Annotated in this window: 9 protein-coding genes; 4 read left to right on the top strand and 5 right to left on the bottom strand. The window is 65.2% G+C overall.

Going from position 1 to position 15,241, the window contains the following annotated elements:
- Window positions 1-525: 525 nt before the first annotated feature.
- The 4 genes from CLU88_RS09100 (at window position 526) to CLU88_RS09085 (ending at window position 5,040) form a co-directional block, all read left to right on the top strand.
- Window positions 526-1,320: a hypothetical protein gene (locus tag CLU88_RS09100; protein WP_099656310.1), complete on the top strand. Its 795-nt coding sequence runs from the start codon at window positions 526-528 to the stop codon at window positions 1,318-1,320.
- 307 nt (window positions 1,321-1,627) lie between these two features.
- A complete protein-coding gene (locus tag CLU88_RS09095; RefSeq protein ID WP_099656309.1) occupies window positions 1,628-2,671 on the top strand; it encodes a helix-turn-helix transcriptional regulator in 1,044 nt (347 codons plus the stop codon).
- A 219-nt stretch (window positions 2,672-2,890) separates the two neighbouring features.
- Complete coding sequence (locus CLU88_RS09090; protein WP_233205419.1) at window positions 2,891-4,519, top strand: tannase/feruloyl esterase family alpha/beta hydrolase; 1,629 nt, start codon at window positions 2,891-2,893, stop codon at window positions 4,517-4,519.
- 251 nt (window positions 4,520-4,770) lie between these two features.
- Window positions 4,771-5,040 (top strand): hypothetical protein, encoded by a 270-nt coding sequence (locus CLU88_RS09085; protein ID WP_143225970.1) that lies wholly within the window; start codon window positions 4,771-4,773, stop codon window positions 5,038-5,040.
- Window positions 5,041-5,083: 43 nt separating this feature from the next.
- Here the strand turns inward: CLU88_RS09085 and CLU88_RS09080 are convergent, their stop codons facing one another.
- The 5 genes from CLU88_RS09080 to CLU88_RS09060 all read right to left on the bottom strand — a co-directional run bounded on the left by CLU88_RS09080 (window position 5,084) and on the right by CLU88_RS09060 (window position 15,219).
- Entirely contained in the window at window positions 5,084-7,249 is a 2,166-nt protein-coding gene (locus tag CLU88_RS09080; RefSeq protein ID WP_099656306.1) for a TonB-dependent siderophore receptor, read from the bottom strand.
- 184 nt (window positions 7,250-7,433) lie between these two features.
- The gene (locus CLU88_RS09075; protein WP_099656305.1) at window positions 7,434-9,557 is read right to left on the bottom strand and encodes a TonB-dependent siderophore receptor; all 2,124 of its coding nucleotides are present in this window, start codon (window positions 9,555-9,557) and stop codon (window positions 7,434-7,436) included.
- 179 nt (window positions 9,558-9,736) lie between these two features.
- The gene (locus CLU88_RS09070; protein WP_099656304.1) at window positions 9,737-11,872 is read right to left on the bottom strand and encodes a TonB-dependent siderophore receptor; all 2,136 of its coding nucleotides are present in this window, start codon (window positions 11,870-11,872) and stop codon (window positions 9,737-9,739) included.
- Window positions 11,873-12,010: 138 nt separating this feature from the next.
- Window positions 12,011-12,748: a DUF4198 domain-containing protein gene (locus CLU88_RS09065; RefSeq protein ID WP_099656303.1), complete on the bottom strand. Its 738-nt coding sequence runs from the start codon at window positions 12,746-12,748 to the stop codon at window positions 12,011-12,013.
- 275 nt (window positions 12,749-13,023) lie between these two features.
- Window positions 13,024-15,219, bottom strand: a complete 2,196-nt coding sequence (locus CLU88_RS09060; RefSeq protein ID WP_099656302.1) for a TonB-dependent siderophore receptor — start codon at window positions 15,217-15,219, stop codon at window positions 13,024-13,026.
- Between the last annotated feature and the right edge of the window lie 22 nt (window positions 15,220-15,241).

The raw sequence follows: 15,241 nt of genomic DNA, 5'->3' as shown, positions 1-15,241 counted from the left end.
GCACAGACCGCCTGCATCAATGACCGTTTGTAGTTTCGCTGTCCGCATTCTTTGCACTCAGACACAGCGCCATGTTGAGTGCGGTGGTAGCAAAGTGAAGTGAATTCAAATTCCGCAATGAATCGCTGCGCGATTCATTGCGGGGGAGTATTCGTTTGACTTTTTGGGGGAAGCCCTTGTAGTGATGTAGACGGCAAAACACGGTTGATACATCCGGGGCGTGACGATCATCTTTTGAGAAAAAGTCTCGCAACCGGCTTGCCTATTGGCTTGCGAACCTGGTTGCTGTGTAAATAAACAGGTATAAATTTCTCATGAAACCCGGCAAGCATTAAGTCGACAAACTATAGCGTGACAGTAAGCCAACCGAGTTCATCTACTGCGTGCTCTTTAGCACCGATCCATCTGTTTTGAATCAACGGCAACTTGCGGGTGGCACTCCCGAAAGACAGCTCAGGGCCCGACGCAGCCATTGAGTCCACACCCATCGCGTTAGCATCCTCGCGTTATTCACAAGAAGCTGCCATGACCCTGCCACGTCTGCTCGCCCCCTTGCTGGCCCTCGCCTGCACCTTGCCCGTTTTTGCCGGAATGGAAAAGGAAAGCCAAAGCACCCGTGGCGGCCTCTTCTTTGCCATGATGACGCCCGATATGGAGCGGGTGCTGGCATCGTTCGACAATAAGGCACCGCTGCAGCAATTGGCGCAGCACTGCAATACAGGCAAGGCCGTGTTTGCGTTGCAGGCCGGGGTCAAGTACCAGTGCAAGGCCGAGGTGTTCAAGAACGCTTCCGGCGCTGAGCAGTGGGACTCTGTGGGGGTGACGGTGCAGGGCACTGCACGTCCGAGCGATCGCCAGAGTGACCGCAGGGAGTACGGACTGTTCTCGCTCACGCCACCTGCCACGCCCGGGTGGGATGTGCGCAAGATCGAGCCTGTGCACCGCACAGGATTGCAAGCCTATCTGCAATCCGACACGCGCCGCTTTGGCTGGCTGCAGCCCCAGTTGCGGTGGGAATCGGCCATGTCTGTTCGTCTGCCCCAGGCGACGGCGGATGCGCGCACCACGTTGGTGGTGCCGGGCAAGGTGGTGCGCGATGTGAATGCGTTCTACGAAGCCCAGCGGCACCATGTGTTTGTGCGCAAGCAGGACGCTTACGTCTACATGGGCGAGGTGCCGGGCGCGCCCGAGAGCTATGTCGACATCGACGGAAATGACCTGCCTGGATTGGTGGTGGTGGAGGGCTGTGACGGTTGGTGCATCAGCCTGTGGGGCCTGACGGGTGGGCTGCGGCAGCTGGGGACGTTTGGCGGGCATTGAGGCCTGGGGACGGAGCCAGACTGTCCCCGTGGCATTGCCCATGATGGGGCAGCTTCGGCTCTGAAGCGCTTGCACAGGCGGGGTATGTGCGCCTGGAGTTCCACTGATTTTGCGCTGATTTGCTGCATTTTTGATAGCTGCTAGCGCTTATTGAATAAGCGCTAGAGCCTGATTTGATCTGAAATATGCACTGCGCTGAGGGCGTTTGCACGCCAATCGGCCTCGCGTGTGCGGCAGGGCATGTACGGGTACGCAGCCCCTGGGTGTTTCGGTACATTGGTTATGAAAAATAACCAGGAGACGCCCCATGCCCCCCTCCGTTGGCAGCGCACCCCGCCCACAGCGTTGGCTGCACGCGCCGCCCCTGCCACCCTTGCAAGCCCTCAGCGCCAGCCTGCTGGATCTGACGGCACTGGCCCATCAAACCCCGCCGCAGCAGATGCTGCACGACGCGCTGCATCTTTTGCAGCGGCTGGTGCCGTTTGATTCAGCATGGTGGGGCGAAGTGTCCGCAGGCAATGCACAGGCTGCGCCGCGCAACTGGTTGCATGGCAGCATCGGCCTGAGCCAGCGGTTTGCCCAGGAGTGGAACGCGCTGGCGGCGGGCGACGAGTTTGCGCGCATGTCCATGGAGCGCCTGGGCGAGGTCATCTGCGAGAACGGTCCGGATGCACCCGGCGCCATCCCTCCGGAGCTGGAAGCCTTCTGCCGCCGCCACGGCCTGTTCCACTGCATGGCCATCACGGTGGAACTGCCGGGCAGCGGGATGATGTTCTTCGTCTCTGTCTACCGTCCACCGCAAGGTCCGCCGTTCTCGGGGTTGGAGGCAGCGTTATTTGGCGAGTTTGTTGCCCACCTGCTGTGCCACTGGCGCCATGCGTTGCAGCGCCTGCAGGCGCTGCCATCGGCCCACCCGTGGGATGGCCATGCGCTGGCCGAGCCAGATGGCAATTTGCTTTACGTGGGTTTGCGCCTGGGGCAGGCGCTGCACCAGGCCCACCCGCAGTGGTCCGGCCCTGCGCTGCCTGCCGCCTTGCATGCGGGGTTGTGCAAGCTGCCGGGCACCATGGCGCTGGGCAAGAGCACCCGGCTGCGGTTTGAGGCCTGTGGCCCGTTGGTCCTCATCAGCTTGGTGGTGCGCCAGCCGGGCAGTGCGCAGCCACCGTCGCAGTCGCCTTTGGCACCGCGTGAGCTGGGTGCGGCCACGCTGTATGCGCACGGGCATTCGTACAAAGACATTGCGCTGGCACTGGGCTTGTCACCCGCCACCGTGCGCACCTATCTGCGCAGTGCCTACGGCCTGCTGGGCGTGCGCAACAAGGTCGAGCTGGTGAGCGCCCTGCGCAAATAGCGGGGTCTTCTGGCGCGGCAACATCGGCTGTGGCCGTCTTCACCGGCGCTCAGGACTTTCCCTTCCCCTCTGCATTTGCAGAGGCTTATTTGTGCCCCTGGCCTCCTATCGTGGCGCCCGGAGCCATTGCAGCGGCAGGCATGTGGGGCACTCTGCTCATCTGCCTGCATACCGCCAGCAGGGCTCCTAAAACCATCACGACATATGGAGACTTTGCACATGACTTCCCCCACCTTTCACGCGTCTGCGTTGCGCTCGCCGGGCAGGGCCCTGCGGGCCCGCAACGCTGCGGGCACAGCGCTGGCTGTTGTGGCCGCACTGGCCCTGAGCGCCTGCGGCGGCAGCGACGGCACGCCGTCGCCGTCTTCCCGCCCTCTGGCCGAAGCCTGCCCCACCTACCGCCCGGCTGCATTGCCCGGCGGTGCCAAGGTCACGGCCACGGAGGTCCGCAAATCCAACGGCAGCCTGCCAGACGTGTGCATCGTGCGTGGCGAAATCGTTTCGTCGGCCGATTCCACCATCCACTGGGCGGTGGAGCTGCCCAGCGGCAGCCTGTGGAATGGCAAAACGCTCACCATCGGGGGCGGCGGGTTCGATGGCTTCATCCCCACGGACGATGTGTTCTACCAGCAGCTCGTGGGCCCATCGGCCAACCCTTACGTCAAGATCAGCTCGGACTCGGGGCACGGGCCAGCAGGCTTCTCATGGGGCTCTAGCGACGCAGCGCTGCGCAACCATGCGTTTGAAGCCAACCACCTGGTGCTGGAAGTGGGCACGGCGATGGCGACCGACTTCTACGGAAAACGGCCTGTGCGCCGCTACCACATGGGACATTCCAACGGCGGCCGATCGGCCCTGGCCGCGACCCAGCGCTACCCCAAGGATTACGACGGCGTGATCGCCATGGAGCCCGCCATCAGCCAACAGGCGCACCAGGTCAACCTGGGGCCTACGGTGCTCAAGCACATCTTTTCCAAACCCGAGAACTGGCTTAGCGCTGAGAAGATCGCCCTGTATGCCAAGGCCGAGACGGCGGCCTGCGATGCACTCGATGGACTCAAGGACGGCATCATCGGCAATGTGGCGGCTTGCAACTACGTGCCCACCGAGCTGCTGTGTACTGGGGCCGAAAACGATGCGTGCCTGACGGCTGGACAGATCGAATCCATCCGCCTGATCTACGCCGACCACGACACACCTGTCACGCTCTCGCGGGGCGCACGGGGTTACCCCCGTTATGGGCGGGGTGGTGCTTCCACGTCAGACTGGAAGGACTACATGTTCGGCAACAGCTTTGCCGCACGGGATTCGTTCAACTTCATGGCGGCGCAAGAGGCCGCGCGCCTGGTGGAGGGCAACCCCAAGCTCAGCCTGCTCGACCACGACCCGACCCGCTTCCCGTCCCAGTACCTGCGGCTGGCCGAGATGATCGATTCAACCAACCCCGACATCTCTGCCTTCGCGGACAACGGCGGCAAGCTGCTCATCTGGTACGGCCTGGCCGATGCTTGCGTATCGGTGTACCGCACGGCCGACTATTTTGAGTCGATGAAGCAACAGGTGGGCGCCACCAAGGCACGGGGCTTTGCGCGCATGCTCACCTCACCATCCGTGGGCCACAACCTGGATGGTGCAGGCACCGACCCGCTGTCCATCGACCTGCTCACGGCCCTGGACAACTGGGTAGAAAAGCAGACCGCGCCCGACAAGCTGGTAGCCACCAAGTTTGCTGCTGGCAGCAAGACGCCTGTGCTGCAGCGCCCGGTGTGCGAGTTTCCGCAGTTCCCGCGCTACAACGGCACGGGAGACCCCGCCAAGGCAGAGAGCTTTAGCTGCTCTGCCACCTGACGGGGCGGCATGGAGGCTGGTCGTGTTCGGCACCGCGTGCTTGCACAAGGCCGGTATGCGGTAGGCTTCGCGTCTTTCTGCACCTGCTGCGCAAGCTGCGGGCCCACGCTTTCGATATTGTCTCCATGCCTTCTTCGACCTCATCGTCCTTGCCGCAACCCAGATCTTTCGCACGCGAGTGGGGTCCTCTCATCGCTTTCGGTATTGTCGTCCTCGCTCTGTTAGTGGGATGGCGTCTGTGGACGGACCATATGGCACAAGCCCCTGTGGAGGCTGAGTACGCCGAGTATCTGAGCGCGTTGGCCGAGCATTCGGAGAGCGCGAGAGAGCTTCTGGAGCGCTATCAAAAGCGGTACGAGCGCAATACGATTGCCTCCAAGCACTTTGAAGCCATGTGCGCTGCGATGACCGAGTTTGCGCAAGACGACGGGGTGGACCCCGATAGTTTCTCCCAAGGAATCGCTGACACCTGCAGGCAATTCATTCATGGCACAGCGACAGGTGAAGTGCCCGACCTGTGACGGCTGAACTCCAGCGTGCGGGGACACCCCGCACGCTGTCCATTCAAAACCGGTAGGTCGACGTCAGCGTATACGTCCGCGCCTGCCCATAGAAGCAGTCCCCACGCGCCAGGCATTGGGTGATCTGCACCTTGTCGGTCAGATTCACCACATTGAAGGCCACGCGCCAGTCGCCAGCGTCGTAGGCGAGCATGGCGTCGGCGATGGTGGAGGCCGGGGTGCTGATGGCATACGTGCCGCTGCTGCTTGACTGTGAGCCGGTGTAGCGCACGCCTGCGCCCACCGTCCAGCCGCCACGCCCTTCGGCCGCAAACCGGTGGCTCAGCCAGGCCGATGCGGTGTGCTTGGGCACGCTCTCCAGCCGCTGGCCCTGGTCGCCGTCGTTGCTGCGCGAGATGCGGGCATCGGTGTAGGCGTAGCCCAGGCTCACATCCCAATGGCGCGCCAGGCTGGCTTTCACTTCGGCCTCCAGGCCGCGCACCTTGGCTTCGCCCACCTGCAGGCTGTTCATGGGGTTGGCGGGGTCGTTGGTCTTGCGGTTGGTTTCGCGCAATTGGTACAAGGCTGCGTAGGCGCTGATGCCCTGGCCTGCGGGCTGCCACTTCACGCCAGCCTCCCACTGTTTGCCGCGCGTGGGCTTGTAGGGCTTGCCGTAGAAGTCAACGCCGCCCAGCGGCAGGAACGACTCCGCATAACTCACGTACGGCGCCCAGCCGTTGCCCAGCTGGTAGGTGGCGCCTGCGCGCTTGCTCCAGGCCTTGTCTTCGGTCGATGCCTCGGGGCTGCCATCGGTGGCAGAGCGGTCCTTGTCGTGGCGCAGGCCGAGTGTGAAGGTCCAGGCGTTCCAGCGAATCTGGTCTTGGGCGTAGAAGCCCAGCTGGCGCTCGCTCACGCTGGGCTGCAGGGTCAGGTCTGCCGCCGTGGGCGGAGTGAAGTTGCCGTACACGGGGTTGTAGAGGTCCAGGTCGGCCGCGTTGGACTGGAACCAGTCTGATGCACCCGAGCGCACGCGCTGCACGTCCATGCCCATGAGCAGGTTGTGCTCGGTGGCGCCCCACTGCTGCTTGCCTTGCAGTTGGGTGTCTACCAGCAGCATGCGCACGTTGCCCAGGTGCCAGTTGGCATCGCGCTGGACGGTGCGGTTGTCTGCCGTGAACACGGGGCGCGGAGAGAAGCTGGTCCACAGCGTCTTGTAGTCCACATCGCTCACGGTGCGGCGCAGGTTCTGGCGCAGCGTCCAGCTGTCGTTCAACTGGTGGTTGAACTGGTAGCCAATCGCGTCACTGCTGGCGTTATAGGCGTCCCAGCCCGGCTCGCCATTGAACCGAGACGTCGGAATCTGGCCGTAGGTGTTGGGCTGCAACGTGCCTTGCCACGGAAAGAAGCCGATGAGCGAGCCGCTTTTGTCGCGCTGGTGGGTGGCCTGCAGCGTGAGCGATGTGGCGGCGTTGGGCTTCCAGGTGAGCGATGGGGCAATCACCACCCGGTCGTCCTTGACGTAGTCCACCTGGGTGTCGCTGTCGCGCCCCACGGCAACCAGGCGATAGAGCCACTCACCGTCCTTGTCGATGGCCCCTGTCAGGTCTGCGGCGATCTGCTTGCGGTGGTGGTTGCCCAGTTCGATCTGTACTTCGCGTTGGGTTTCGGCCAGGGGCTTCTTGGTGGTGAGCGCCAGCACACCGCCCACCGTGCCCTTGCCGTACAGCACGGACGATGGTCCGCGCAGCACCTCCACGCGCTCCAGCGTGTAGGGGTCGGGGCGGGTGTCGTTCCAGTAGCCGGTCTGGCGCAGAAGCCCGTCCAGGTACTGCGACAAGTCGTTGCCCCGTGCCGAGAACGAGTCCTGGCGGCTGTCGAAATAGTTGGACACCACCCCTGTGGTGTACGCCGTGGTCTGGCGCAGCGTTTGCGCGCCTTGCGCCTCCATCTCGTCGCGCGTGATGACGCTGATGGCCTGCGGGGTTTCCAGCAGTGGCGTGTCGGTCTTGGTGGCGCTGAGGGCCCGCTTGGCCACAAAGCCGGTGACCGGGCCGGTAGCGGTTTCGCCCCCTTCGGCTGCGGCATTGACGGTGACCGAGGGCAGGGCTTTGTCGACGGCCGGTGCTGATGCGCTTTGCGCCTGCGCTTGCGCTGCGCAGGCGCACAGCAGCGCCAAGGTGGCATGCGCCACGGCAGTCAGCGCGGGCCGGTGGGGTGGGAATGTGGTCATGGCTTTTACATGGGTAGAAGGTTGGAGAACCGTTGGAGGGCCAGTGGTGTGATCGACCCGCGTTGCTTCGATCGCGGGATACCGCTTGGGGTCTGACCTGGCTTGGCAGGGGGGCAGGCCTGGCGGGCGGGCCCGGTGCCAGGGCGGGCACGCCTTGGCACCGGGGAGTGGGGCGGGGTGCGCTTCAGAAGCGGTAGGTCGACGTCAGCGTGTACGTGCGCGCCTGCCCATAGAAGCAATCCCCGCGCGCTTGGCACTGGGTGATCTGCACCTTGTCGGTCAGGTTCGCCACGTTGAAGGCTAGGCGCCAGTCGCCTGCGTCGTAGGCGAGCATGGCGTCGGCAATGGTGGCTGCCGGTGCACTGATGGCGGTGGTGCCGCTCCATTGCGAACCGGTGTAGCGCACGCCTGCCCCCACCGTCCAGCCGCCACGGCCTTCGGCGGCAAAGCGGTGGCTCAGCCAGGCCGATGCGGTGTGCTTGGGCACACTGGCCACGGGCAGGCCCTGGTCGCCTGCATTGCTGCGGCTGATCTTGGCGTCGGTGTAGGCGTAGGCCAGGGTGAAGTCCCACTGGCGGGCCAGGCTGGCCTGCACTTCGGTTTCAAAGCCATTGACCTTCACCTCGCCAATCTGCAGGCTGTTGAGTGGGTTGCTGGGGTCGCTGGTCTTGCGGTTCTTCTCGCGCAGGGTGTACACCGCGGCAAAGGCGCTGATGCCCTGGCCCGGCGGCTGCCACTTCACGCCAGCCTCCCACTGCTCGCCGCGCTGGGGCTTGTAGGGCGTGCCGTACACGTCCACGCCGCCCAGGGGCTGGAAGGATTCGGAGTAGCCCGCGTACGGTGCCCAGCCGCCGTCCATCTGGTAGGTAACGCCCGCGCGCTTGGTCCAGACCTTGTCGTCCACGGCTGCGGCAGGGCGGCCTTCGGTTTCGGTCTGGGCGCTGTCGTGGCGCAGGCCCAGCGTGGCGGTCCAGCGGCCCCATTTGATCTGGTCTTGCGCGTAAAAGCCCAGCTGCTTTTGCTCCACGCTGGGCTGGCGCACCAGTTGCGATGCCGTGGGGGGCGTGAAGTTGCCATAAACAGGGTTGTAGACATCGATGGACGATGCGAGATCACGCCAGACCGACTGGCCTGTGTGGTTGCGCTGGATATCGATGCCAGTGAGCAGGTTGTGCTCGGTGCTGCCTGCCTTGAGCTTGCCTTCGAGCTGTGTGTCGATGAGCAGCATGCGGCCGGTGTTGAATTGCCAGACCGCATCGCGCACCACGGTGCGGCCATCGCTGTTGAACACAGGGCGAGCGGGGCGGCCTGCAGCGGCGTTGGCCGCGAAGCTGGTGTACAGGGTGCGGTAGTCCACCTCGCTCACGGTGCGGCGCAGGTTCTGGCGCAGGGTCCAGTCGCTGTTGAACTGATGGCTGAAGAGGTAGCCCCAGGAGTTGTTGGTGGTGTCGTAGGCGTCCCAGCCCGGTTCGCTGATGAAGGTGTTGGTGGGGATTTGCCCATAGCGGTTGGGCAGTTGCGTACCTTGCCAGGGGAAGAAGCCGATCAGCGAGCCACTCTTGTCCTTTTGGTGCAAGCCTTGCAGCGTGAGCGAGGTGGCGGCGTTGGGCTTCCAGGTGAGTGAGGGCATCAGCACCACGCGGTTGTCGTCCACATGGTCGACCTGGCTGCCGCTGTCGCGGCCCACGGCCACCAGGCGGTAGAGCCACTGGCCTTCCTGGTCGAGTGCACCCGTGAGGTCGGTGGCGATTTGCTTGCGGCTGTGGTTGCCCAGCTGCACTTGCACTTCGCGCAATGGCTCGGCCTGGGGCCGCTTGCTGCTGAGGTTGAGCACCCCGCCCACGCTGCCCTGGCCGTACAGCACCGAGGTGGGGCCGCGCAAAAATTCCACCCGCTCCAGCGTGTAAGGGTCGGGGCGGCTGGTGTTATAGGTGCCGTAGCTGCGCAGCAGCCCGTCTTGGTACTGGCTCACGTCACTGCCCCGTGCCTTGAAGCTGTCCACGCGGCTGTCGAAGTAGTTGGACACGGCACCCGCCGTGTAGGCCGTGGCCTGGCGCAGGGTTTGCACGCCTTGGGCTTCCATCTGGTCGCGGGTGATCACGCTGATGGCCTGTGGGGTTTCCAGCAGGGGCGTGTCGGTCTTGGTGGCGCTCAAGGCGCGCTTGGCCACAAAGCCGGTGACGGGGCCGGTGGGGTTCTCTTTTCCTCCGTTGGCATTGACCGTAACGGGGGCCAAGGCCTTCTCTGCCGACGGGGCCGTAGCATCGCTGGCCGTTTGTGCGTAGGCTGCGCCGCACAGGGCAAGCAGGGCGGCTTATGCGATGGCCGTGCGGCACAGGGTGGTGCATGGGGTCATGGTGTGGTCTTTCCAAAAATAAAAACACGAAAGGGCGCGCGTTGTGCGCGTGGCATGTGCGCCGGGCTGCGCTGGCCTTGCAGGGCGCCCGCAGTGCGCGGTGGGGTAGGCACTGCGAGCACGGTGCAGCGTCAGAACGTGTAGTCCAGCGACACCTGCAGGCTGCGCGGCTGGCCGGGTACCACGGCGCCAAACCCTGCGGCCGTGGTGGTGCCGTCTATGTAGTAGCGCCGGTTGCCTGCGTTTTTCAGGTTGGCTTGCAGCCGCACGCCGCCTGCGAACTGGTAGCCCATCGCCAGGTCCACCACGGTGTAGCCGGGCAGGCGCCATTTGTTGTCGTTGGCGGTGAATTTGTCGCCCTGGTGCACCAGGCCACCACCGACCCACAGGCCTGGCAGTTGCGGCACGCGGTACTGCGTCCACAGCGATGCGGTGCGGCGCGTGGCCTGCTGGATGCGGTTGCCTACGTTGGCGCCGGCCGTGGTGTCGGTCAGCACCTTGGGGTCCAGGAAGCTGGTCTGGGCGGTGACCGTCCAGCCGGGGCTGATGCGGCCTTGCAGCTCCAGCTCTACGCCTTTGATGCGCTGGCGTGCCGTGAGCACGGAGTAGCCCGTGTGTTCCGGATCGGCGGCGGGGGCGTTGGTGAACTCCAGGTCAAATGCCGAGACCGTGGTCATCAGGCGCTGCCCCAGCCACTCTTGCTTCCAGCCCACTTCGAACTGTTTGCCTTCGGACGGCGGCGCGGCGCGGTCGCCCCACAGCAGCGTGCCCGAGTTGGCCTGGAAGGAGCGTGCATGGCTGGCGTACAGCATGCTGCCGGGTTGCACTTGCCAGCTCAGCGCGGCGCTGGGCTGGGTCTTGCTCACGTCGGTGATGGGTGTGGTGTATACGTCCTTGAACTGGTCATGCCGCAGGCCCAGCAGCAAGCCGAAGTCGCCCCACACCATGCGGTCTTGCACGAACACGCCGGTGTTGAGGGCGTCGGAGGAGAGCTTGCCCACGCCGGTGGAGGCGACGGGCGGCACCAGACCTGCGATGGGGTTGTACAGGTCGATGCTGCCCAGATTGCCCGAGGTGCGCGCGCCGTAAAAGCCAGAGATGGTGCGCCAGTCCACACCCGCCAGCAGCGTGTGCTTCACGGCGCCGGTTTGCAGCTGAGCGCGCAGCTCGGCCAGCGCAGTGTCCGACGTGTACTTTTGCCCTGGCGCCATCCAATAGGTGCGGGCCACGCGCCCGTCGGTCACTGGGCCCATGGGCGAGACGATGTTCACGTTGCGAAAGGTCTCGTTGCGCGACAGGTGCACGCGGCCTTCCAGCTGATCAGAAAAACGGTGCTGCAGCTCGGTGGAGTAAAAGCGCAGATGGCCGTCGGTGTTCAACCAGGGCTCGCCATAAAACGCGCCCACGGGCAGCGCATCGGCGCTGCGTGGGTTCTTGGGGTCAGGCACGGCCAGCCCCGAGGTGGAGATGCCGTCGGCGCTTTGGGTCTCCGCCTGCGCGCGCCAAACGGTGTCGGGTGTGATCTGCCACTCCAGGCTGCCCGCCACGCCCTGTTTGTGCGGGGTATTGCCATCCACAAAACTGCCGCCCCGGCTGGCGCCGCCATCCAGCCGGTAGCGCAGTGTGCCTTCGGCGTTGAGTGGGCCCGTCAGGTCGAACTCGGCACTGCGCCAGCCATCGCTGCCTGCACCGATCTTCACGGTGCGCAGTGGGTCGGCCTGGGGGCGCTTGCTCACGTAGTTGACGAGGCCGCCCGGTGCGACCTGGCCGAACTCCAGCGCGGCAGGCCCCTTGATGACCTCGACGCGCTCGATGTTGAACAGCGGTGGGTCCAGCAGGTGGACGAACTTGGCGCCGTCGCGCAGGAAGTTGTAGGTGTTGTTGGCCCACAGCCCCCGGATGGCGAACTGCGAGTACGAGCCGTAGTACTCGCTGCGCGCAGAAACGCCCGAAGCGTTGCGCAGCACGTCGCGCTCGGTGGTCGCCATCTGCTGCTCCAGCAGCGCGTTGTCGATCACGCTGACCGAGCGCGGCGTCTCCAGCACCGACAGGCCCAGGCGCGAGCTGCTTTGCGCGCGCCGCGCAGGCATGGCCGCTGCGCCCGCCGTGGAATCGACCACGTCCACCTGGCGCAAAGAGGGCGCTGCCGTGGGGGCTTCTGCAGTGTTGGCAGCGGGCGTTGTGCTGGTCTGTGCCCAGGCTGTGCCGCACATGGCGAGCAGCACGGCGTGGGCTACGGCCGTGCGCAAGAAATGGGGGTGAATCATGGTGCTGTGCGATGGGGCGCAATGGGTTGCAATGGGCCAAACGTGAGGCCAAAAATGGGGCAACTCCGCGCCACCGGTGCTCACCGGCCACCATGGGGGTGGCCGGTGGCGTCAGAGCCAGCCAGCGCGGTGTGCGGCTCAGTGCGCGTGGGCTGAGGGCATCGCTGGCGATGCCATGCCTTCGGCTTGCACAAAGCTCAGCGTGATGAGGTGGCTCACCTCGCCGTACTTCTGGCCTTGGGCCTCGCCAGGGGTTTTGTCGCTGTGCTTGACTTCGGCCACGTACTGGCCCTTCCAGGGCAGGGCGAAGGTGACGGTGCCGTCGTCGCCGCTGGTGGCTTCGCGCGCCCAGCCTGATGGGGACACCAGCTCGACTTTGGCCTTGGGCAGCGGGGCGCCGTTGAACACGACCTTGAGCTGACCGGGCTTGCCGGTGGGCACCAGGTCCAGCGCGGCGGTGGGGGCCACGGGCTGGGCCAGGCTGGCCACCCAGCGGGCAGTGGGCTTCCACAGCAGTGCGGGCAGGTTGGCCTTGGTGCGGTCGATCACGGGGTAGGCGGCGTCTGCAAACAGCGTCTCGGCATTCGCAGCGGCGGTGTAGGTGAAGGCTTCCTTGGTGAGCTGGCCTTCCACGCGCTGCTTGGCGCCTGCCACCGATTGCTCCAGCACCGGCACGCCCTTGAACTTGTCGAGCAGGCCGGGCGAGGTTTCGCGCAGGTTGTCGTTGTATTCGCCAAAGTGCAGCTTGGCTTGGCCGCCAGAGTTCTCCAGCCACACTTGGTGGGCTTGTGCGGCCAGGCCGGTGGTGGCCAGCAGGGCGGCGGCCAGCAGGTTACGGGCCAGGCCTGGGGTGCGGGTGTTCAAAGGTTGGTTCATGTCAGTCAGCTCCTTGCGGTGGGTTCAACGAAACGGGTTTCAGAAATCACAGGGCGAGCACATCCCGCCCCACGTGGGTGGGGACTAAAATGCTCATGTTTTGATAGCTACCTGCGCTTGTTAGATAAGCGTTGGTGGCTGTTTTTGCTTAAAACCTTTGGGTGCAGCCCCTGTTCTGCAGGGGGCTGCGGGCCTGTACGGCGTCACGGCGTCAGGCGATGGGTGTGCTGGGCGCGGGCTGCGCAGAGCCTGCGCCCAGGTGGGCCCTGGAGGGCTTAGAAGTCCACGCTGGCGCTCAGGCTCACGGTGCGCGGTGCGCTCACCGTCAGGTAGCCTGAGCCGGGGTAGCCACCGACCGAGGCCCAGTAGTTCTTGTCGGCCACGTTGTCGATGCGCAGGCGCAGGGTGACGAGCTTGCCCTGCATTTCGGTGAGGTAGCGCACGCCCAGGTCCAGGCGGTTCCAGCCGCCTACCTTCAGCGTGTTGGTAGCGTTGGCGTAGCTCGATCCGGTGTGCACCAGGCGCCCGTCCACGGCCAGGCCGCGCACGCCGGGCACATCCCATTCGGCGCCAATGTTGGCCTGCACCTCAGGCACGCCAATCACGCGCTTGCCGTCGGTGGTGGCCGAGCCGGTGGTCTGCTGCTTGGCGTCCAGCCAGGTCAGGCCGCCCAGCAGGCGCAGGCCCTTGGTGGCTTCGCCCTGCACGGCCAGCTCCAGGCCCTGGTGGCGGTCTTTGCCGTTGGTGCCAAAGAGGTTGTTGGCGTCCAGATAGGCGCGGGGCTTGTCGGTGCTGAAGAAGGCCAGGCTGCCGCCCACGCGGCCCGCGTCGTACTTCACGCCCACTTCCTTTTGCTTGGCGACGTAGGGCTTGAGCATCTCGCCCCGGTTGGTGGCGGTGCTGGGGGCGGTTTGGCCCTGGCTCAGGCCTTCCACGTAGTTGGCGTACAGCGACACGCTCTTGTCCAGCTTGTACACAGCGGCCAGCAGTGGGCTGGTGCGGCTTTGCTCGTAGCGGTCGGTGAGGGCGCTGTTGGCATACAGGTAGTTGGCAATGTTGATCTTCTGGTGGCGCAGGCCAGCGGTGAGCAGCAGGCGCTTGTCCAGCAGCGTGAGGGTGTCACCCACGGCAAAGCTGGTCAGGCGTGTGGTGCCGGTGCGCAGCGGGTTGGCCAGGTCGCCGCCGTACAGCGTGCCCGCGCTGAAGGCGGGCAGGTTGGTGGACACGGGGCCATACAGGTTGGTGGCCTGGGTGTTGCCCCAGTCCATGGCGTAGGCGTTCTTCTTTTCAAAGTCGTACACCGATGCGGTGGCCACCCATTCGTGCCCCACGCCTGCGGTGAGCAGCTTGCCGCGCACGCCCAGCTCGCCGGTGTTCACGCTGTCCTCGCGGGTGTTGTCGAAGCGGTAGGTGGTGGCTGCACCGGTGCTGCCGTTGTTCACGGTCAGGTTGGCCAGCGAGTTGGCCTCTTCGCTGCGGCGCGCACCGGCCGCGGCCCAGGCCGTCACGTCAGGGGTGATGTCCCATTCGCCACGGAAGGTGCCAAAGGTGTCGCGCTCGTTCGAGTAGCTCCAGGGCTGGGCGTAGTTGGCCTGGTTGTCAGGCACGGCGGGCACGCTGGTCACGTTGGCGCCCAGGGTTACGTTGGTGCGGGTGCGTTTGAGCTTGTGGTCTTGCCAGCCGATGTCGCCTGACAGGCGCACATCGCGGCTGCGCCAGTCCAGGCCTACGGCCAGCAGGCCCAGCTTGGCGTCTTCGTCGTTGATGGCGGTGCCGCCGTTGTGGGTGGCCGCGTTCAGGCGCACACCGGTGTTGCCGTCAGGCCCAAAGCGGCGGGCAATGTCGGCCGCCAGCTGCGTGCTGCCGCCACTGCCCACGCCAAAGCTCACGCGGTTCAGGGGGTCGTTAGGCGCGCGCTTGGGCAGCAGGTTGATGCTGCCGCCAATGCCGCCGCCTGCGGGGCTGGCACCGTTCAAGAAGGCCGATGCGCCGCGCAGCACCTCCACGCGCTCAAACAGCTCGGTGGCGATGTACTGGCGTGGCAGCAGGCTGTACAGGCCGTTGTAGGCGGTGTCGTCCGAATCGAGCAGGAAGCCGCGAATGAAGTACGACTCCTGGAAGTTGCCAAAACCGCGCGCCACGCGCACGGTGGGGTCGTTTTGCAGCACATCGCCCACGCTGCGGGCGTGGCGGTCCAGGATCAATTCGTTGGTGTAGCTGATGGCCGAGAACGGCGTGTCCATCGCATCGCGCGTGCCCAAGATGCCCGCACGCGCGCCGCGCGCCACTTGGCCGCCGGGGTAGGCGGGCGACAGGCCCTGGGCCGACGCGTCGGCACTGGCGTTGACGGTGACGGTGGACAGGGCTTTGTCTGCCGTGTCTTGTGCGTGGGCGGCAGACACCGTCAGCAGGCAGGCCAGGGCGGCGGCCAAGGCGGTGGGTTGGAGGGCGGGGCGGCGTTGGCTGTGCATGAAAGAGTGACCCAAAGGCGTG

This window comes from Acidovorax sp. 56 (assembly GCF_002749705.1).
GTDB lineage: Bacteria > Pseudomonadota > Gammaproteobacteria > Burkholderiales > Burkholderiaceae_C > Acidovorax.
Note: the sequence above shows the minus strand (reverse complement) of the source record. Positions and strands in the feature narration are given on the sequence as shown.